Raw genomic sequence first — 18,247 nt, 5'->3', positions numbered from 1 at the left:
CTACTTCTTCTCGGTCAGGGCGGAGGCCTTGTGCGCGGCCCGGGCCCCGGTCGTGGCTGATTCCACCACGTACTGCGGCTCGTCCTTGCTGGCCCGGTGGGTGTGTCCGTCCAGCTCGAAGTCGCTGGTTTTCTTCTCCACGACCTTGCCGTGCGTCTTGCCCTGCGGAGTGTTCCATTCCACGGACGTTCCCTTGCTCAACGACATTCGATCTCCTTTGGCAGTGGGTTGCGGCGGCGCTGCCACACCCTCAGTGTCCGCCGTGGGCGCCCGGTGGCTCAACGACGGCAGCTGGTCGCCCGCGGCGGGCTGTGTTCCCGGTGCCAGTCAATAGTAAGCATGGTTAGCATCTTTGGGCACCGCTGTCGGGAGAGTTACGAGGCCCCGTAAAGAGGGCATTGACACTGGCTGGCCGGCGGTCCAAGCTGTCGCTGTGCCTGCCTTCCCGCCGGCAGAGCCATGCCGGCGCCAGGTGCCCTTCAAAGGAGAATCCCGTGCCTGTTGTAGAAGAAAGCGTCGTCATTGCCCGGCCGCCGCAGGAAGTCTTTGACTTCGTGTCGAAGTTCGAGAACGTTGCCGTCTTTGATTCCTCGGTCACCGCCTCGGAGCAGGTGGGGGACGGCCCCCTGGGCGTCGGTGCCCGCGGGCGGGGGACCAGCAAAGTCATGGGCCGGCAGTTCGACTGGACCGTTGAGATCACCGAGTTCGATCCGCCCCGGCGCATGGTGTCCCGTTCCGTCGAGGGCAAGCTGGACTTCACCATCACCTTTACGCTTGAACCGGCCGATGGCGGCACCCGGCTAACGCAGAGGATCGACGCCGAATCCGGCTTGGGCGGCATCTTTGGCAAGTTCGCCGATCCGCTGGTGGAACGGGCCCAGGGGCGTACTGTCCGTGCCAACCTCGAAACCCTGGCCGAGTGGCTGGTTGAGCATCCGCAGGCCTGACGTCCAGCACACCTTTGGCGGGGGTAGAGGCAGCCGTACGACGGCGGACCCGCCGTCGTACGCAAACGTCCTACTTCAGGCCGGCGCCGGGCAGCAGCCCGGTGGCCCCCAGGGAATCGGCGATGAAGGCATAGTCCCAGGCCCGTTCGCGCCACTGGACGTACCTGCCTGAGGCGCCGCCGTGGCCGCCGTCCATCTCGATCTTCATAAGGATCGGTTCGGAGCCGGTGTTCCTGTTCCGGAGTTCCTGCACCCATTTGGCCGGCTCGACGTAGAGCACCCGGGTGTCGTTGAAGGATGTGACGGCGGCGATCCTGGGGTAGGCCACCTCCCGAACGTTCTGGTAGGGGGAGTAGGACTTCATGTAGTCATACACCTGGGGGTCGGTAATGGGGTTGCCCCATTCCTCCCATTCCAGGGCGGACAGCGGCAGGTCGGGATCCAGGATGCTGGTGAGGGGGTCCACGAACGGCACCTGGGCCACGATCGCGGCGTACTTCTCGGGCGCCATGTTCGCCACTGCGCCCATCAGCAGGCCGCCCGCTGAGCCGCCCAAGGCAGCGATCCGGGCCGGATCCACCCAGCCGGAGTCCGCCAGCCAGTCTGTGGCGTCCACGAAGTCGGTGAAGGTGTTCTTCTTGGTGAGCTTCTTGCCGTTCTCGTACCAGTGCCGGCCCAGCTCGCCGCCGCCGCGGATGTGGGCGATCACGAACACCACGCCGCGGTCCAGCAGGGACAGCCGGGCGATGCCGAAGCCGGGGTCCATGCTCATTTCATAGGAGCCGTACCCGTACACCAGGCCGGCCGCCGTCGCGTCCTGTTTGACGGCCTTGTGCCGGAGCACCGAAAGCGGGATGCGCGTGCCGTCCCGGGCTTCGGCCCATTCGCGGGTGGCCACGTAATCACTGCCGTCGTAGCCGCCGAGTACCGGGCTTTCCTTGCGGAGCAGGAGTTCACCGGCGGGCCGCTCCGGGGTGGGCAACACGAAGTCGTACACGCGGGACGGGGTGAAGTAGGAGGTATAGCCCAGCCGGATCACGGGCGCTTCGTAGTCGGAACCACCCACGCCGGCGGTATACAGCTCCTCATCGAAGGCCGGTTCCACCGGCGCCTGCTGGGCGGGGGTGCCCAGCCCGGCCAGCCCCATCACCTGCACGCGCTCGATGGTGTCCTTGCGGATCGAGACGATGAGGTGCGTGGACGTAACGCCCGCGCCATTGACACGGACGTCGTCGGAATGCTCGACGACGGTCTGCCACTGCTGCTGGGCCAGTGGCTTCTGCAGCTCCGCCGGGTCAGCCAGGGAGACCATGGAGTTGATGGCGCCGCGGTTGTGCGTAATGAGGATCCGCTCCTCGCCGTCGAGCAGGAACGGCTCGGCCTCGTAGAGGACACGCTCATTGCGGGAAATGACCGCGCTGACAGTCTGGGCGGGGTCGTCGAAGCGGAGCAGGCGGGTCTCGCTGTACTCGGAGCAGCCGATGCCCAGCACCAGGTGGCGCCGGTCGGAGGAGAGCTCGAAGCCCAGCCACATGGCGGCGTCGTCCTCCTGGTAGATGACCACATCATTGGTGACAGGTGTGCCCAGGACGTGGGCCTTTACCTGGTAGGGCCGCCAGGAATCGTCCACCACGGTGTAGAAGATGCGTGTGCCGTCGGGGGAGAAGGAGACGCCGTAGAACACGTTCTCGATGACGTCGGGCAGCAGTTCGCCTGTGCGGAGGTCCTTGATCCGGAGCGTGAAGCGCTCGTCGCCCGAGTTGTCCACGGCGAAGGCATACAGGTTGCCGTCAACTGTCACAGCGGAACCGCCGACGGAGAAAAACGGCTTGCCTTCCGCTTCCACGTTGCCGTCCAGGAGGACCTCTTCGCCCGGGATCTCCACACCGGGCTCGACGGCGGGCGGGGTCCAGTCGGCGATCTTGTCCTCGGTGTCCGCGGCCCTGACCCGGCACTGGATGCCGTACTCCTTGCCCTCCACAGAGCGGCTGAAGTACCACCAATCGTCGTTGCGGTGCGGGACGGAAAGATCGGTTTCCTGGGTGCGGCCCTTGATTTCCTGGAAAATGGCCTCGCGGAGCGGTTCCTGGTGCGCCGTCACTGCTTCCTGGTAGGCGTTCTCGGCCTTCAGGTGCTCCACCACCTCGGCGGATTCCTTGTCCCGCAGCCACTCGTAGTGGTCCACGAACGTGTCCCCGTGGTGCGTCCGTTCGAGGGGGACCCTCTTGGCCACAGGCGGGGTGGCGGCGGTCGCGGAGGTGCTGGTGGAATCCTGCAGCGGAGTCTGGGTCATTCCTTCAATATAGCCACCGCCCCGGACAATGAGCGGGCGCGTTCGCTACCGGGGGAGCGCCGCCCCACGAACCCCCGCCCCATCCCGGACCCTCTCGCAGGTCCTGCCTCTTTTTCCCGAACCCTCCCGCAGGTTATGCCAGGACGACGGCGGCGCGTGCCGCCGTCGTGCCCTAGTGGGGTTCAGGTGGCAGGAGTATCCTGTTCACGCCAAGGCATATCCGCCCAGCGTGAGAGGGGAAGTTTATGACCATCCCGCCAGTGCACGAACCCGAGCCGTTCCCACCGGAACCGGGGCCCACCCAGCCTGATCCCACCCAGCCCGGTCCGCCGCCCCCCAATCCGTTCCCGACGCCCGAACCGCCCGGTCCGCTGCCGGTGCCGGATCCGGGCCCGGCGCCGCTCCGCCCGGACCCCACAAGGAGCTAATACTGCACGTCCTGAGGGGCCTTCCGCCTACCGCGGAGGGCCCCTCAGCCATGTCCCCGTACGCCAAAAAAGATTCAAAAATTCCGTCCCGACCGCTTGCGGATCTCCTTGTCCAGTGCTAAAAAATCTATATCAGCCAATACAGATCGGCTGGTACCAAAAAATGTGTTGGACCGTCTCTTACGAGGAGGGAAGCCATGTTGATGCGAACCGATCCGTTCCGCGAGCTGGACAGGCTGGCCCAGCAGGTCCTCGGCACGGCAGCGCGTCCGGCAGCGATGCCGATGGACGCGTGGCGGGAGGACCAGGAATTTGTAGTCGCCTTTGATCTGCCCGGCGTCACAGTGGATTCAGTGGATCTGGATGTGGAACGGAATGTCCTGACGGTGCGGGCCGAGCGTCCCGAACCCACGGGCAAGGACACCGAGCTGATCGCCTCCGAGCGGCCGCGCGGCGTATTCAGCCGCCAGCTGATCCTCGGGGACACCTTGGATACTGACAACGTGAAGGCCAGCTACGACGCCGGTGTTCTGACGCTGCGGATTCCTGTCGCCGAAAAGGCCAAGCCGCGCAAGATCGAGATCGAAACGAAGGGGGCAAAGCAGGAGATTGCCGCCTAGTTTCAACATAGGATCGGAAGTCGGGTATTGATTGTTGACTGCCTCTTAGGGCGTTTCGCCATTCTGAGCACGCCACAGCGCTAAACAGCGCATCGGCAGTGTACGCCCGAACTTACCGATACGGTGGCCCCCGGCTTCGGCCGGGGGCCATCCCCATGCGGGCTTCAGGTGTTCAGTTCCAGCATCAGCGCGGGAAGCTCGTCAGCGAGTTCACGGGCCAGGAATCCGAGCGGGCCCAGTCTGCTGGCGAGGCGGTCGGCGGCAGCCGCGTGGAGGTGCGTACCCCAGCATGCAGCCTGCGCACCGCTGGTTCCCCGGGCGCGGACGCCCGTAATCGCTCCGGCCAGGACATCACCGCTGCCCGACGTGCCCAGGCCCCCATACCCCGTGGTGATCTTCCACATTTCAGATTCCTCGGGCGCGTTACCGGGTGGCCGCGCGATCAGGCCCTGGCAGCTCACCACAGCGTCGAACCGGCGGGCAATTTCGGCCACATCCGCTTCGAGGTCCTCCACCTCGCGGCCGAGCAGAATGGCTGCTTCCTTGGGATTCGGGGTGAGGATCAGGCGGCCCCGCCACGGGTCGAGCTGATCCTCAAGCTTGACCAGTCCGCCCAGGGCATAGGCATCAAGCACGACGGCGGAACCGCCGCCGTCGTCCGGCTCACCGGCGGAGGCCTCCCGCTCCAGAAGCGCCCGCAGCAGGTCCTCCGCCAAACCGGGATCGTCCAGGCCCGGACCAATGAGCACGGTATCGGCCCGGTCCAGGTAGGTAGAGATGCGGTCCAGCCCTTCCCCGGTCAAGGACCCGTCAGCCGTCTCGGGCATGCCCATGGCCCCGCATTCCGGCAGGGCAACCCCTACCTGCACCGCCACGGACCCGGCAACCGCCAGGGTGAGTTTGCCGGCACCCGCACGAAGGGCGGAAGCCCCCGCCAGGAGGGCGGCGCCGGGTGTGGCCCGCGCCCCGCCTATCACCAGCACCGAGCCGCGCGAGTACTTGTCCTCGCCCGGTGCAGGCAACGGCCAGTCGCGCAGCAGCGACGGCGTCACCAGGGTGGTGACTCCAGAGCCGCCGGCTGGAGCGCCGTTGGAATCATTTCGGGTGGACACTGGTATCTCCGGCGTGCTCGGTGACGGTCACGCCCTGCTCGGCCAAGTGGTCTGCCACGTTGAAACTCTCCAGTTTCCAGGGCCCTTCGCCGGACGGGCGCACGTACCGTGTCAGGGAAGCGTTGAGCACCGACGTGCCGGCGGCGAGGTCCAGGATCTCCCGCTCGGTCATACCCTCCAGCACGTACCGGAACAGCATGATCAGGGCGTCGTGGCAGACCAGCATCACGCGGTGACCCGTGCTGAGGTTGTTCAGTTCGTCCAGGACCGAGCGCAGCCGCAGTGCCACGTCCGCCCAGGATTCCCCGCCCGGCGGGCGGTAGTACATCTTGCCCAGCCACTCCCGCCGCTCGGCTTCTTCAGGGAAGCGGGCCGCCACGCCCCGCCTGGTCAGCCGGTCCAGGATGCCGAGTTCGCGGTCGCGCAGCCGTTCATCGGTGCGGACCTTGAGCGGCCAGCCGGCTGTCTCCACTGCGATTTCCGCCGTTTGCCAGGCCCGGGCGTAGGGGGAGGAGACCACCGCATCCGGCCGGAACTCCTCGGCGATCCGGGCCAGCGCGGTTCCCAGCGCCTTGGCTTGTTCCCGCCCGGTATCGGACAGATTCACGTCAGCATCCCGGGCGGGTACCTCAATGACCTCGGCTCCCGCCAGCCGCGCCTCGGTGGCGGCCACGTTGCCTTCGCTCTCACCGTGCCGGATCAGCAGCAGCTCCACCGCCCCGGCCTCCTGCACTGCCTGTGTCAGCCCGTCGTCTTTCAAGAGAAATCACCCCGTCGATGTGCCTTGCCGAATGCAGGAACACTACCAGCGGCGTACCCAAGGGGCGGAAAGATAAACGGACGAGGACGGTTTGCCGCGGGAGCAAGGATAGTTGGCAGGCAACATAGTCTGTGACCTATCTAGCCATGACTGAAGAGAAGCGGTGGCCGAGCGACTGGGTGACTGGACCCGGTTCGCTGTGCTCGTCATGGACCTGCTAGAGGAAAAGAAGGCTCACTAAATGTCGTCACAGGAATATCTGAAGGCCCTGGCCTACGAACTGCGCCAGCGGAAACACAACGAAGATATGATCAGCAGCACCCTGCAGGAAGTCAGCAGCCACCTGGCCGAGAGCGGCGAAAGCGGCGAGGCGGCCTTTGGGCAGCCCCGCGAGTATGCGGCCTCGTTCCCGGCCGGAACCTCGGTATCCAAGGGCACTCGGGTGGGTCACATTGCCGCAGGGCTCGTCATCCTGATGCTGGGTCTGTACCTGGTGCTGCGCGGCATGGTGGGGGTCAGCTTCGGCGTGACCGGGACCCTCAACTACTTCGCCGCGGTCCTGGTGCTGACAGCGGTGCTGGTCTTCACAGGAAAATACTTGGACAGGCGCCTCCCGGACCTCCGCTAGGAGCCCTATTCTCCCGCGAAGGCCCGGAAAGCCGAACCCGGGAAGCTATCCGGCTACCGCTCCGGGTTCAGCACCTTTGAGAAGACGGTGGCGCCGTTGGCGTTCCGCAGGCTCACTGTGAAGGTTTCCTCATCCAGCTGGACGTGTCCGAAGAACTGGTTCTCGCCGCCGCGCGGTGATTCGCCCGGGAAGCGGCCCGCCCTGGAAAAGACCACTTCGGGCCCGAACGTGCCGTCCATGGCGTTGGGGCCGAAAGACCCGGCGGCGATCGGACCGGCCACGAACTCCCAGAACGGGTCGAAGTCGGTAAATGCCGCGCGCTCGGGCGAATAGTGGTGGGCCGCGCAGTAGTGCACATCGGCGGTCAGCCACACCACGTTCTTCACCCGGTTCCGCTTGAATGCGCTGAGCACTCCCGCGATCTCGAGCTCGCGGCCCAGCGGTGCACCCGGATCACGGTTTGCCAGGCTCTCCTGGTTGACGGCGCCGTCGGGCACGATGATGCCCAGCGGCAGGTCGGCGGCGATGACTTTCCATGTGGCTTTCGACGCCGACACTTCGCGGATCAGCCAGTCCGCCTGTTCCTGCCCCAGAATGGACGTGGCGTACTGCTCCTTGCCGTCGGTGTTGGGAGACTTGAAGGTGCGCATGTCCAGACAGAAAATGTCCAGCTGCGGACCGCGTGAAACCTTCCGGTAGATGCGCGCAGGCTGGTACTGGCCGGCGTCGTCGAACGTTCCCGGCCGCCACAGCGCGGCGCTGTCTGCGATGGGCATGTTCTCCTGCCACGCCTGGCGGCCGCGGGCCGCGAGGGTGTTGACGTCACGTACGGTGTAACGGGGATCGTCCAGGATCTCGCCGGGATACCAGTTGTTGGTGGTCTCGTGGTCGTCCCAGTTGGCAACGACGGGAACATCGGCGAACATGGCCCGCATGTTGGCGTCCATGGAGTTGTAGCGGTGCCGGCCGCGGAATTCGGTCAGCGTCTCGGCCACCTTGGACACCTCCTCTGTGACCAGGTTGCGCCACACCTGCCCGTCCTTTTCCACCACGGTTTCGGCGAGCGGCCCGTCCGCGTAGACGGTGTCGCCGGAGTGGATGAAGAAGTCTGGCCGTGTCTGGTGCATCGCGCGGTAGCCGCGCATCCCGCCAATTTCCTCGTTGATGCCCCAGCCCTGCCCGGCGGTGTCGCCGGTCCAGACAAAGCTTTGGGCGGACGACGACGGGACGTCACCGCCGTTGCCCGTCCCGCCGGTGCGGCCCTTGCCGTGGTACGTCCCGGCGTCGGGGGCGGTGCGGAAGGTGCCCCGGACCGTTTCGCCGGCAGCACCGCCGTCGTCCTCGAAGCTGATCTCAAGTGCAAACCGGGTGTTGGACGGCAGGTTCCCGGCATGGATCTTGGCAGTGAAGTCCGAGGCCTGGGTGGCCCTGGGCCCACGGAGGGTGCGCTCAAAGGCGCCGCGCCCCCGCAGGATCCCGCCGCCGTCGTTCACTGCCCGCAGGACGGCCGTCATCCGGCCTGCCCCGGACGCGCGGGACCACAGCACGGCGGAATCCGATGTCACGTCGCCGGTGGCGATGCCGCTCGGGAGGGTGAGGCGGTTGCGGACCAGGGCCACGCCGGTTGGGGACTGGCGGGGGACACCTGCCTGGGCTGCGGCCGGAGCGGAGGCCATTGCGGCAGCCAGGACGGAACCCGTGACGATGGTGCGGCGGGAGATTTCAGTGCGGGAGTTGGAGGTCATGCCCTCAGGGTGCCGTCGCCCGGCGCATGGACGCTTTCCCGCGGGTGAACGCCCGGTAAGCCCGGGTTGAACAGCGCGGATTGCCGCCTGCGGTCCCGCGAACCCGGCTACGGTCTCGCGAAGTCGCCGATCCGCCCTTCCCTCAGCGCTGCCGCCACGGCGTTGATGCCGCCGTAATCGGGGAACAGCACGGACTGGCCGGCGACAAAACCTGATCCGGCTGTCGGCAGCGTCATGGTGCCGATGGCGTTCGGGTCGAGGTTGCGCAGGCTGTAGGCCAGAATGGCCGCCTGCACCGGGTCAAAGCCCTTGTTCACGGTAAGGCAGCAGGAAGCCAAATCCACGAGGGACCGAACTGCGGTGACATCGTTCAGCGCTCCACCGGCGGTGAGGCGGGCCAGGATGGCGCGGAGCAGGACCTGCTGATTGCGCACCCGCTGGAAGTCGCCGTCCGAAAAGGCGTAACGCTCCCGGGAAAACTCCAGGGCCGCCTGCCCATTCAGATGGTTCACACCCGGCCCGAACACGTGTCCCGTGTCGTGGGTGGACTGGAACGGGACCGGAACGTTGACATCGATCCCGCCCAACCCTTCCACCAGCACCTTGAGCCCGCCGAAGTCCACCATCAGCGTGTGGTCGATGGTGATCCCCAGCAGCGACTGCACAGCGGCGGCCTGCATGTCGATGCCGCCGTACTGCAGGCCGGAGTTGATCTTGGCGCCGCCGAAGCCGGGGATGTCCACCCACATGTCCCGATTGATGGAGATGATGTAGAGCGTGCGGCGGTCGGCGGGTACGTGGACCACCATCAGGGTGTCGGCGCGGTGGTCCTGGGGTTCGCCGGTCGCCGCCGTATGGGCTGCTGCATCTTTCGCAATGCCTCTAAGGTCGCTGCCGATCAGCAGCACGTTCATCGGCACGGCCGGATGCTCAGGGATCGGCGGTGGCGGCGGTGGCGGCGGAGGTGGCGGAGGCGCGGGTGTTGTTTCCGTAGGCGTCTCCGACGGCGCAGGGCTGGGGGATTCGTTCTGTGCCGCCGCCGGCTGCGCCCCGGAACCGGCCTGGTTGAGGCTGACTACCGCGAAGACGGCTGCGGCCACCAGCACCAACGCCAGCAGTGCTGCGATCCACCGGCGCCGCCCATGGGCGACCATGCTGCCCCCGGGAGGATCTGCGTCGGAGGGGCCGGTGCCCCCGGATGGGTCAGAACCGCCTGGGGTACTCATGATGCCTCCACCTCTTGAATAGGGGTGGGATCAGTGTCCGCCCGCGAGCCCCTTGTTGGCTACAAACGTATCCAAACTGTCATCTGCAAGGGCCCGGGAGATCCCCGCAATGGCCGTGCGGTCGGGGATCACAATCGACTGCCCGTCCGCCGAGGTCCCGGTTCCCAGCGTAGGCAGGGTGAACATCTTCATGTCCCCGGACCGTACCTCCCGCAGTTCCAGTGCCAGCCGGGCGAGGGCCGCGGCGTCCAGTCCCCGGTCCGCGCTGATGAACGGGGCAATGGCGCTGATGACGTTGTGGACCTTCACCGGGTTGAGGAGGGTCTCAGGTTTGAGGTTCTTGGCGAACAGGGCCTGTACAAAGGCCTGCTGGTTCCGCACCCGCTGGTAGTCGCCGTCGGAAAACGCGTAGCGCTCGCGGACGAACTCGAGGGCGTGCTCCCCGTCCAGGAGGTATGGGCCCTGCTTGAACCTGTAGCTCTCGTGGCTGGACACGAACGGCTTCGTGATGTTGACCTCTACCCCGCCCAGGGCGTCAGTGAGGCCCACGAAACCCTCGAAGTCGATCATGGCCACATGGTCGATCCGATGGTTGAAGAGCGATTCAACCGTCTGCACCATCAGCGGTACCCCGCCGTAGGCCAAGGCGGCGTTGATCTTGGCCTCGCGGTGGCCTGGAATGCCGACCCAGAGGTCGCGCATGAGGGAGACAGAGAAAATCCTGGAGCGGTCTGCCGGAATGTGGACCAGCATCAGGGTGTCCGCGCGCTGGTTCGAGTTGGCTCCGGACAACGCCTCCTCCATGGTGGCGCCGCGGCTGTCGCTGCCCATCACGAGGATGGTGACGGAGTTGCCGTTTCCGGCGCCAGGCGCTTCCGCAGCCGCGGGTCCGGCTCCGGGAACATTGCCCGGCTCGCCGGCCGCGTTTCCAGGCTCGACCGCCACTCCTCCCGGCTCGCCGGCCGTACTTCCCGGGCCAGCTGCCTGCGACCGCGGCTTGGGGCGCGTGGACTCATCCGGGAAGGCATCCTCGATGGTGGTGACTCCGGATTCGTAAATCTGTGCCAGGTTGAAAAGGTACGCGCCGGCGGAGGCAGTAACCAGGACTGCTACCGCCACGAGCACCAGGACGGTGTTCCGGAGCACGTGCCTCTTGCCCCGGTCCCCTGGCGTGGGGGGAGTCGAAGGTTCGCTGGTCAGAAGGTTCGGCTGTATGGCCATTCCCGAAAATTAGCATCGGCCCGCCTGGCCACACATCGGGGAAATCCGCAGAAAACCCGCAGAGAAATCCGCAGTGACGGCAGGGCAACATTACGACGGCGGACGCGGGCCAACCGGGCTTCTAACGGGTTCGCGGGAGGTGCCGGGTCCGCCGGAACGTTACAGCGAACCCGCGCGGCTCCCGCGAACCGGGGCATTGAGGCGGGCGTGGCGGAGGATGGAGACGATGGCGGGAGCCAGTTCGTCCTCCATCTGCCGATACACCTCGGCCGAACGCCGGTAGGGGTCGATGATGTCGTTATCGGCAGCATCCGGAGGCAGGGCGAGGTGCCGCACCCCGGCGGCCCTGGCGGGCAGGGACTTCCAAAAGGCCGCGGTGGCAGCCAGCGAATCGTTGTCGTCGGTCCCTTTTGCGGCAGGAATAACGGGGACCTGCCCCCCGGAGGCGGACGCCTGCCCGTCTAAGACGTCAAGCATGCGCGCGAACTCCCGGATGGTGAAGGTCCGCTTCAGCAGCGACGCGTCCAGTTGAAGCACTTCACCACGGTGCCCGGACGTCATGGTCAGCACCAGATCCACCCCGCGCAGGATCTGGGGGGTTAGCTGGCGTGCCAGGAAGCCCTCCGGATCGCCGCCAAAAGTTCGGACGATGTTGGCGGAAATGGGCTGCATTGGGTATCCCACCATTGCCCGGGTGCCGGCGCTGGTCACCTGGAAGCCGCCAAGCACCACCTGGTCGAGTCCTGCCTGCAGCAGCCGTTCGGCCACGGGGGAGCGGCAAATGTTGCCGGTACAGACGGTCAAGATTCTTACTGGTGCGGATGTGTCCAAGGAGATGTCTCTTTTCCAGCTGGTGCGCGGACCAGTGAGTCCGTGCCTTTCAACTTAACATGCAACCGCCCGACGCTCCCTCACTTATCGCGGTTTTACCAGGGGCGGATTCAAGTGGTGGTTGCAACACGTTCTATGCTGCTGATTCTTCCAGTATTTGTTGGAGGGCTTGGGCGGGTGTTTTCCAGCCGAGGGTTTTGCGTAGGCGACCGTTGAGGCCCGCGGCGGCGTAGTCGAGGTCCTCGGGGGTGACGGTGCTGAGGTCCATGCCTTTGGGGAAGTACTGGCGCAGGAGTCCGTTGGTGTTCTCGTTCGTGCCGCGCTGCCAGGGTGAGTGAGGGTCGCAGAAGTAGACGTCCGCTCCGGTGGCTATCTTGACGCGTTCGTGAATGCCGACCATCTCCGCGCCCTGGTCCCAGGTGAGGGTCCGGCGCAGCTGAGCCGGGAGCGTAGGCAAGGTTTCATGGATGGCGGCCAGTACCTGCTCGCCGGTGTGTCCGTTGGGCAAGTGCAGGAGCATCACGAAGCGGCTGCTGCGTTCCACGAGTGTTCCGATCGCCCCGGTGCCGGGGGTACCGATGATCAGATCGCCCTCCCAGTGTCCGGGCACAGCCCGGTCTTCGGCCTCCGCGGGGCGTTCGCTGATCAGTAGTTCCTTCGGGACCCGGGGCTTTCGGTTCCCGGCCCGCCGGTTCGGTTGGCGCACGGCCCGGCCCGTCCGCAGGGCAGCGGCAAGCTCGGCCTTCAGCCCGCCGCGGCCCTGGATATAGATGCACTGATAGATCGTCTCGGGGCTGATGCGCATGCTCTCATCATCGGGGAAATCGATCCGCAGCCGGGCACTGATTTGCTCCGGGGACAACCGTTCCCGGGCCGTCAACATCCCGGCAACGTAGAGTGCCAGGGCCTCATTAACGGCCAGCTTCCGGGTCTTAGGCCTGCGTGCCAGCTTCTGCGCCCGGTTCTGCGCCGAGGACGCCAGGTAGGGGCGCTTGCCTTCATTGCGGATGTTCCGGCCCAGTTCCCTGCTGATGGTGGACGGGCTCCGGCCCAAACGCCGGCCGATCTCACGTGTCCCGCATCCGGCGGCCCGCCACACGGCAATCAGCTCGCGTTCATGGAAGGACAAGAACCGTCGGCAGGCAGGCCTAATTGCAGGATTCACCCCACCATGCTGACGGACGATCACCCGGGCCGCTGACGGGGAAAGACCGGCCGCCTCCGCCGCCAACTCATCAGATGCTCCAGAAGACCTCGCCTCCCAGAAAACCCGAGCCACCTCACGCAAGATCTCAGGCCGACCAAAGCCCATAACAACACCCCAATCACTCAGGTGTTGCAATGACCCCTTGAACCCGCCAGGGATGCTCTCTCACGTCCTGCAGATTTTCCCCGGACGCTCTCTCTACCCAATCAGTCCCACTGCCGCCACCATGGAAGCAGATCAGAGGCGGAGAACAGGCAGGACGACATGGCTGATGAGGACCGTCCCGAACGTGACTGCGTGATTGCCGGGGGCGGCCCGGCCGGGATGGTACTCGGTTACATGCTTGCGCGGGCCGGCCTGAAGGTCACCGTGCTGGAGAAGCACGCAGATTTCATTCGTGACTTCCGGGGCGACACCGTTCATCCGTCCACCGTGACCCTGCTGGGCGAACTCGGGCTCCGCGGGAAGTTCCTGCAACTGCCACTCACGCAGCTGTCCACCATCGATGCCGTGGTGGACGGCCAGCGCATCACAATCGCTGACTTCCGCACCCTGCCGACTCCGGACAACTTCCTGGTTCTCGCTCCGCAGTGGGACTTCCTGAACTTCCTTTCCAGGGAGGCGGCCGCCTACCCCAACTTCGAGCTGCGCATGAGCACAGAGGCCACCGGACTCATCATGGACCAGGACCAGGTGCGGGGCGTGCGGACCACCCAACCCGACGGCGGGAGTGAGATCCGGGCGACGCTGACCGTCGCTGCGGACGGGCGTGCTTCGGTCCTGCGCGCTGCGGCCGGGTTAACACCTGAAGAGTTCGGTGTCCCTATCGACGTGCTGTGGTTCGGCCTTCCCAAACCGCCCAAGCCGCCGCCTGTAACGCTCGGCTATATCTCGTCGCAGGGGATGGTCCTCACCATTGACCGTGGCGACAGGTACCAGGCGGGCATGGTCATTCCCAAAGGCGGTTTTGAAGCACTGGAAAAGGCTGGGCTGGGCGCCCTCCGTGAACGGATCACGCACGCCGCGCCCGTCCTGCTGCCGGTGGTCGATGCCTTGAAGGACTGGGACCAGGTCAAGCTCCTCTCCGTCCGGATCAACCGGCTCCGGCGCTGGCACCGCCCCGGGTTTATCGCCATCGGCGATGCCGCCCACGCGATGTCACCAATGTTTGGCGTTGGGGTGAACTTCGCCATCCAGGACGCCGTTGCGCTCTCCAACGCCATCACGGAAGACCTCGCGGCCGGGACCGCCCCACGCAAAAAGCTCGCGGGCGTGCAGCGGCGGCGCGAAAAGCCGGTGAAGATCATGCAGCGGCTTCAGCGTGCCGGACACAGGGCGCTCGCACGGGCAACCACCGGCAACCGCGTCGCGCCCCGTTGGGTCCCTGGGGTTCTCCGGGTTGCCTCACCGCTGCTGCGCCGCGTCATGGCCCGGTTTGTCGGCATAGGCATCCGCCCCGAACACGTCAACACCGGTAAGGGTTGATCGGGGGTACTCCCACCGGAGCCTTTTGGCGGGTCCCACCCGGGCCCTCTCCCACCCACCTTGCAGGAGGTGAGAGAGGGCTGGCGGTTTGTGGCAGGAAGTGAGAGAGCTTTCGGGGTCAGAGAGTGGTCAGCAGCTGCTTCATCTCGGCAATCTCGGATTCCTGTGCAGCGACGATGTCGCGGGCGAGCTGGACGGCTTCGGGAAACTTCCCGGCTCCGATCTCTTGCTGTGCCATCTCAACGGCGCCTTCGTGGTGTCCGATCATCTGCTCGAGGAAGAGCCGGGCGGCATCCGTTCCCGTCGCTGCCTTCAACTTGTCGATGCCTTCTTCGTCCACCATGCCGGACATGCCGTGCCCTGAGTGGTCGCTCATCATGGTGGGCACCTTCCAGCTCTCCAGCCACCCTGTCATGGTCTCGATTTCGGGAGCCTGGGCGTCCTTAATCCTGGTGGCAAGGGCGGTGACCTCAGCGGGCAGGTCCGGCTTGGCAAGAATGATGTCACTCATCTCTACGGCCTGGGCGTGGTGCGGGATCATCATCTGGGCGAACATGATGTCGGCCTGGTTATGCGCAGCATCGGCGTCCGGCATCATGCTGGACATGGGGCTGGAGCTGGAGTGGTTTGTGTGCATGCCGTTGCCGCCGGAGGTTCCCGACTCGGCGGCGCAGCCGGCAAGGCCGAGCGAGGCCGCCAGGGCGGCGGCGACGGACAGCGTTTTGATCTGCGTGTTCATGGTGGATGTGTCCTCAGGAAAGTAGTTTAACCGGGCTGATCTGGCGTGCCGCATCACGCGGCGCAGTCCGGTTTACGTCCGGCTGATGGACAGTTCGCAGGGCGTGGGACTTGTTGGAATGTAGGAGTAGGCAGCTGGAGGACGGGTGCCTGCTTCAAGGGCAAGCTGCGCCGCAGCCGTGGCCTGCGGCGGGAAGACGGCGAGCGCTCCCGCCTTGGCTGACGGGATGCAGGACACTCCGGCGTCGTGCACTCCCGGGCAGCCGGAGCCGCAGGAACCGGAGGCAGTGAAGGATTCCTCCGCAGCGTGGTGGGTTGCAGGATGGGCATGGTCACCAGGGGGATGGCCGACGGCGGCGTGCCCGGGGACGTGGGAGCCGGCGCCGTGCGCGGAGTGGTCGCCGGTCAGGACGTGCATCCCCAGGATTCCGGCCGCGATGGCCAGCACAACAGCCAGCAGGCCGGTCCTGCCGAGCAGGGCCGCCAGGCGGCGGGTGGTTGCAGTCACTGGCGGTTCCTCCTTCCTGCAGATTAGCGCCGGTGGTCAAAGGTGAGAGAGCGTCGTGGATAAAGCGGCGAAAGGTGAGAGAGCGTCGTTCTAACGTACCTCCGAGGGGTTCAGTTTCAGGCGCCGGAGCAGTTGGGCGTTCAACGCCACCACAATAGTGGACACGGACATCAGCACGGCGCCTGCTGCTGGGGAGAGGACAATCCCGGCGAAGGCCAGGACGCCCGCGGCCAGCGGCACGGCAAGAATGTTGTAGCCGGTGGCCCACACCAGGTTCTGCCACATCTTCCGGTAGCTCGCCCGGGACAGGTCCACCATGGACAGCACGGCCCGCGGGTCGTTGCCGGCCAGTACCACCCCGGCGGACTCCATGGCCACGTCCGTGCCGGCACCGATGGCGATGCCCACCTCGGCCCGTGCCAGTGCAGGGGAGTCGTTGACGCCGTCGCCCACCATGGCCACCTTCAGGCCGCGGCCCTGGAGTTCGGCCACCTTCTTGTCCTTGTCCGCGGGCAGGACCTCGGCGAACACCTCGTCGATGTTCAGGTCCGTGGCCACGGCCTGCGCCACCTGCCGGGCATCGCCGGTGATCATCCCTACCTTGACTCCCCGGTTCTGCAGGGCGGCCACGGCCTGCCGCGATTCCGGCCGGACCGCGTCCTCCAGACTGACCGCTCCCAGTACGCGGCCGCCGTCGTCGATCACGTGGAGCACGGCTGCGCCGCGGTCCGTCCAGCCCCGGGTTGATTCAGCCAGGGCGGGAGGCTCGACGGCGGCCAGTTCGCGCAGGAGCGCGGGCCCGCCGACGTGCACCGTCCGCCCGTCCACGGAAGCGCGGACACCGCGCCCGGTCAGTGCACTAAAGCCGCCAGCTGCGGGCAGGGCCAGGTTCCGCTCCCGGGCGGCCCGGACGATGGCCCGTGCCACGGGATGCTCACTGTCCGATTCGACGGCGGCGGCCAGTGCCAGCAGGGCGTCCGGATCCACTCCGCCGGCAGCTGCGATGTCCTTCAACTCGGGCTCGCCCGTGGTGAGCGTGCCGGTCTTGTCGAAGAGGACCACGTCAACCGTGCGCATGCGTTCCAGGGCCATCCGGTTCTTGATCAGGACGCCCGCGCGGGCAGCCTGCTCGGTGGAGATGGCGATCACCAGCGGAATGGCCAGCCCCAGTGCGTGCGGGCAGGCGATCACCAGCACGGTGACGGTCCGGGTTACGGCCTCCGGAATGCTGCCCAGCAGGGTCCACGCGATGAAGGTCAGCACACCGGCGACGGCCGCAAAGTAGAAGAGGAAGGCAGCGGCACGGTCGGCCAGGGCCTGTGCCCGTGAGGACGAGGCCTGGGCCTCCGCCACGAGCCGCTGGATTCCTGCCAGCGCCGTATCGTCGCCCACGGCCGTGACCCGGACGCGGACGCTGCTGTCCGTAGCGACGGTTCCGGCCACCACCGTGTCACCGGGGCCGCGGGCCACGGTCTTGGATTCGCCGGTGATCATGGACTCATCGAATTCGGCCTGCCCGTCCACCACGGTTCCATCAGCGGGCATCCGGGCGCCGGGGCGGACCAGGACCAGGTCTTCCGGGCGGAGGTCGGACACGGGAACGGTCTCGGTGCCGCCGTCCGTGACGCGCTCGGCTTCGTCAGGCAGCAGCGCCGCGAGGGCGTCCAATGCGCCTTGCGCCGAACCGAGGGCCCGCATCTCGATCCAGTGGCCCAGCAGCATGATGGCCACCAGCAGGGCGAGCTCCCACCAGAAGTCGAGGTCGAAGCCGCCGATGCCAAGGCTGGTGGTCCACGAGGCAGCGAACGCCACGGTGATGGCCATGGCGATCAGCAGCATCATGCCCGGCCGCCGGTTCCTCAGCTCATGCAGCCCGCCTTTCAGGAACGGCTGCCCGCCGTAGAGGAAAATGACGGTGCCCAGGACGGGCGGGATCCAGGTGGACCCCGGAAACATCGGGGCCATGTAGCCCAGGATGTGCCCCACCATGGGGCTGAAGTAGACCACCGGAACGGAGAGCGCCAGGGTGAGCCAAAACCGGTTCTTGAACATGGCGGTGCTGTGCCCGGCATGCTGGCCGTGGCTGTGGACGGTGTGGTCATCAGGCCGGGTATCCGGATGGCCGTGTGGTTCGGTGAGCGTCGCGCTGTCCGGACGCCCGCCGTCGTGATGGTGGTGCTGGGTGTGGTTTTGCATCGTTTCCTCCTCGGAGGAGTGTCGCTGCCCGGAATGGCCGGGCGCGGAAGGTCAGTGTGCGGCCCGGGAAGATCCGGCCGAGGTAACAGCTGCGTGGACGGCCTCATCGGAAGGGGCGCCGGCGTCGGATGTTCCGGCAGCGGGGATCCCGACGGCGGCAGGCGCCTTGTGTGCACTGGCTGCGGGCGAACAGCAGCTGCAGCCGGAGGAGGAAGCCAAGGGGAGCGCGGTGCGGTTTTCGATGTTCATGTCAGTTCCATTCCTTGATGAAGGATGATTCCGTGCTGGAAGAGCAGGGCGCT

General features: G+C 66.3%; 17 protein-coding genes. 4 read left to right on the top strand and 13 right to left on the bottom strand.

Annotation, left to right across the window (positions count from 1 at the left end):
- The gene (locus tag NXY83_RS16190; protein WP_258803229.1) at window positions 1–207 is read right to left on the bottom strand and encodes a DUF2945 domain-containing protein; all 207 of its coding nucleotides are present in this window, start codon (window positions 205–207) and stop codon (window positions 1–3) included.
- Between the two features lie 287 nt (window positions 208–494).
- Between NXY83_RS16190 and NXY83_RS16185 the strand changes: the two genes are divergently transcribed.
- Window positions 495–947, top strand: a complete 453-nt coding sequence (locus NXY83_RS16185) for an SRPBCC family protein (RefSeq protein WP_258803228.1) — start codon at window positions 495–497, stop codon at window positions 945–947.
- Window positions 948–1,017: 70 nt separating this feature from the next.
- Here the strand turns inward: NXY83_RS16185 and NXY83_RS16180 are convergent, their stop codons facing one another.
- Window positions 1,018–3,240 (bottom strand): S9 family peptidase, encoded by a 2,223-nt coding sequence (locus NXY83_RS16180; RefSeq protein ID WP_258803227.1) that lies wholly within the window; start codon window positions 3,238–3,240, stop codon window positions 1,018–1,020.
- 625 nt (window positions 3,241–3,865) lie between these two features.
- Here NXY83_RS16180 and NXY83_RS16175 point away from each other — a divergent pair.
- Window positions 3,866–4,288 carry an Hsp20/alpha crystallin family protein gene (locus NXY83_RS16175; RefSeq protein ID WP_258803226.1) on the top strand — a complete coding sequence of 141 codons (423 nt, stop codon included), beginning with the start codon at window positions 3,866–3,868 and terminating at the stop codon, window positions 4,286–4,288.
- 164 nt (window positions 4,289–4,452) lie between these two features.
- Here NXY83_RS16175 and NXY83_RS16170 read toward each other — a convergent pair whose 3' ends face one another.
- Window positions 4,453–5,400 carry an NAD(P)H-hydrate dehydratase gene (locus tag NXY83_RS16170; protein WP_258803225.1) on the bottom strand — a complete coding sequence of 316 codons (948 nt, stop codon included), beginning with the start codon at window positions 5,398–5,400 and terminating at the stop codon, window positions 4,453–4,455.
- Window positions 5,384–6,160, bottom strand: coding sequence for a histidine phosphatase family protein (locus NXY83_RS16165; protein ID WP_258803224.1), 777 nt, complete (start codon window positions 6,158–6,160; stop codon window positions 5,384–5,386). The genes NXY83_RS16170 and NXY83_RS16165 overlap by 17 nt, the downstream gene beginning before the upstream one ends.
- 241 nt (window positions 6,161–6,401) lie before the next feature.
- On the opposite strand from NXY83_RS16165, the gene NXY83_RS16160 reads away from it, so the two are divergent.
- A complete protein-coding gene (locus tag NXY83_RS16160) occupies window positions 6,402–6,788 on the top strand; it encodes an HAAS signaling domain-containing protein (protein ID WP_258803223.1) in 387 nt (128 codons plus the stop codon).
- A 53-nt stretch (window positions 6,789–6,841) separates the two neighbouring features.
- Here NXY83_RS16160 and NXY83_RS16155 read toward each other — a convergent pair whose 3' ends face one another.
- The 5 genes from NXY83_RS16155 to NXY83_RS16135 all read right to left on the bottom strand — a co-directional run bounded on the left by NXY83_RS16155 (window position 6,842) and on the right by NXY83_RS16135 (window position 13,123).
- On the bottom strand, window positions 6,842–8,533 hold the full coding sequence (locus NXY83_RS16155) for an alkaline phosphatase D family protein (protein ID WP_258803222.1): 1,692 nt from the start codon (window positions 8,531–8,533) through the stop codon (window positions 6,842–6,844).
- A gap of 107 nt (window positions 8,534–8,640) precedes the next feature.
- Entirely contained in the window at window positions 8,641–9,759 is a 1,119-nt protein-coding gene (locus NXY83_RS16150) for an LCP family protein (protein ID WP_258803221.1), read from the bottom strand.
- Window positions 9,760–9,789: 30 nt separating this feature from the next.
- Window positions 9,790–10,905, bottom strand: coding sequence for an LCP family protein (locus tag NXY83_RS16145; protein ID WP_258803220.1), 1,116 nt, complete (start codon window positions 10,903–10,905; stop codon window positions 9,790–9,792).
- A 234-nt stretch (window positions 10,906–11,139) separates the two neighbouring features.
- Window positions 11,140–11,811, bottom strand: a complete 672-nt coding sequence (locus NXY83_RS16140; RefSeq protein ID WP_258803219.1) for a low molecular weight phosphatase family protein — start codon at window positions 11,809–11,811, stop codon at window positions 11,140–11,142.
- A 133-nt stretch (window positions 11,812–11,944) separates the two neighbouring features.
- Window positions 11,945–13,123, bottom strand: a complete 1,179-nt coding sequence (locus NXY83_RS16135; protein ID WP_258803218.1) for an IS30 family transposase — start codon at window positions 13,121–13,123, stop codon at window positions 11,945–11,947.
- 159 nt (window positions 13,124–13,282) lie between these two features.
- Here NXY83_RS16135 and NXY83_RS16130 point away from each other — a divergent pair, with 159 nt between their 5' ends.
- Entirely contained in the window at window positions 13,283–14,503 is a 1,221-nt protein-coding gene (locus NXY83_RS16130; RefSeq protein ID WP_258803217.1) for an FAD-dependent oxidoreductase, read from the top strand.
- Between the two features lie 118 nt (window positions 14,504–14,621).
- Here NXY83_RS16130 and NXY83_RS16125 read toward each other — a convergent pair whose 3' ends face one another.
- From NXY83_RS16125 to NXY83_RS16110, 4 genes are all read right to left on the bottom strand, one after another.
- Window positions 14,622–15,242 (bottom strand): DUF305 domain-containing protein, encoded by a 621-nt coding sequence (locus NXY83_RS16125; RefSeq protein WP_258803216.1) that lies wholly within the window; start codon window positions 15,240–15,242, stop codon window positions 14,622–14,624.
- A 72-nt stretch (window positions 15,243–15,314) separates the two neighbouring features.
- Window positions 15,315–15,749 carry a DUF6153 family protein gene (locus NXY83_RS16120; protein ID WP_258803215.1) on the bottom strand — a complete coding sequence of 145 codons (435 nt, stop codon included), beginning with the start codon at window positions 15,747–15,749 and terminating at the stop codon, window positions 15,315–15,317.
- Between the two features lie 90 nt (window positions 15,750–15,839).
- Complete coding sequence (locus NXY83_RS16115) at window positions 15,840–17,945, bottom strand: heavy metal translocating P-type ATPase (protein WP_258803214.1); 2,106 nt, start codon at window positions 17,943–17,945, stop codon at window positions 15,840–15,842.
- Window positions 17,946–17,996: 51 nt separating this feature from the next.
- Window positions 17,997–18,194, bottom strand: coding sequence for a hypothetical protein (locus NXY83_RS16110; RefSeq protein ID WP_258803213.1), 198 nt, complete (start codon window positions 18,192–18,194; stop codon window positions 17,997–17,999).
- Window positions 18,195–18,247 lie beyond the last annotated feature (53 nt).

Origin of the sequence: Pseudarthrobacter sp. NS4 (assembly GCF_024758005.1) — a bacterium.
Lineage (GTDB): Bacteria > Actinomycetota > Actinomycetes > Actinomycetales > Micrococcaceae > Arthrobacter.
This window is presented reverse-complemented; position numbering and strand designations above follow the sequence as displayed.

Coding starts and splice junctions, on each gene's coding strand:
- NXY83_RS16115 (WP_258803214.1), bottom strand. CDS start 17,945: ATGCAAAACCACACCCAGCACCACCATCACGACGGCGGGCGTCCGGAC.
- NXY83_RS16155 (WP_258803222.1), bottom strand. CDS start 8,533: ATGACCTCCAACTCCCGCACTGAAATCTCCCGCCGCACCATCGTCACG.
- NXY83_RS16190 (WP_258803229.1), bottom strand. CDS start 207: ATGTCGTTGAGCAAGGGAACGTCCGTGGAATGGAACACTCCGCAGGGC.
- NXY83_RS16180 (WP_258803227.1), bottom strand. CDS start 3,240: ATGACCCAGACTCCGCTGCAGGATTCCACCAGCACCTCCGCGACCGCC.
- NXY83_RS16110 (WP_258803213.1), bottom strand. CDS start 18,194: ATGAACATCGAAAACCGCACCGCGCTCCCCTTGGCTTCCTCCTCCGGC.
- NXY83_RS16150 (WP_258803221.1), bottom strand. CDS start 9,759: ATGAGTACCCCAGGCGGTTCTGACCCATCCGGGGGCACCGGCCCCTCC.
- NXY83_RS16160 (WP_258803223.1), top strand. CDS start 6,402: ATGTCGTCACAGGAATATCTGAAGGCCCTGGCCTACGAACTGCGCCAG.
- NXY83_RS16175 (WP_258803226.1), top strand. CDS start 3,866: ATGTTGATGCGAACCGATCCGTTCCGCGAGCTGGACAGGCTGGCCCAG.
- NXY83_RS16135 (WP_258803218.1), bottom strand. CDS start 13,123: ATGGGCTTTGGTCGGCCTGAGATCTTGCGTGAGGTGGCTCGGGTTTTC.
- NXY83_RS16125 (WP_258803216.1), bottom strand. CDS start 15,242: ATGAACACGCAGATCAAAACGCTGTCCGTCGCCGCCGCCCTGGCGGCC.
- NXY83_RS16130 (WP_258803217.1), top strand. CDS start 13,283: ATGGCTGATGAGGACCGTCCCGAACGTGACTGCGTGATTGCCGGGGGC.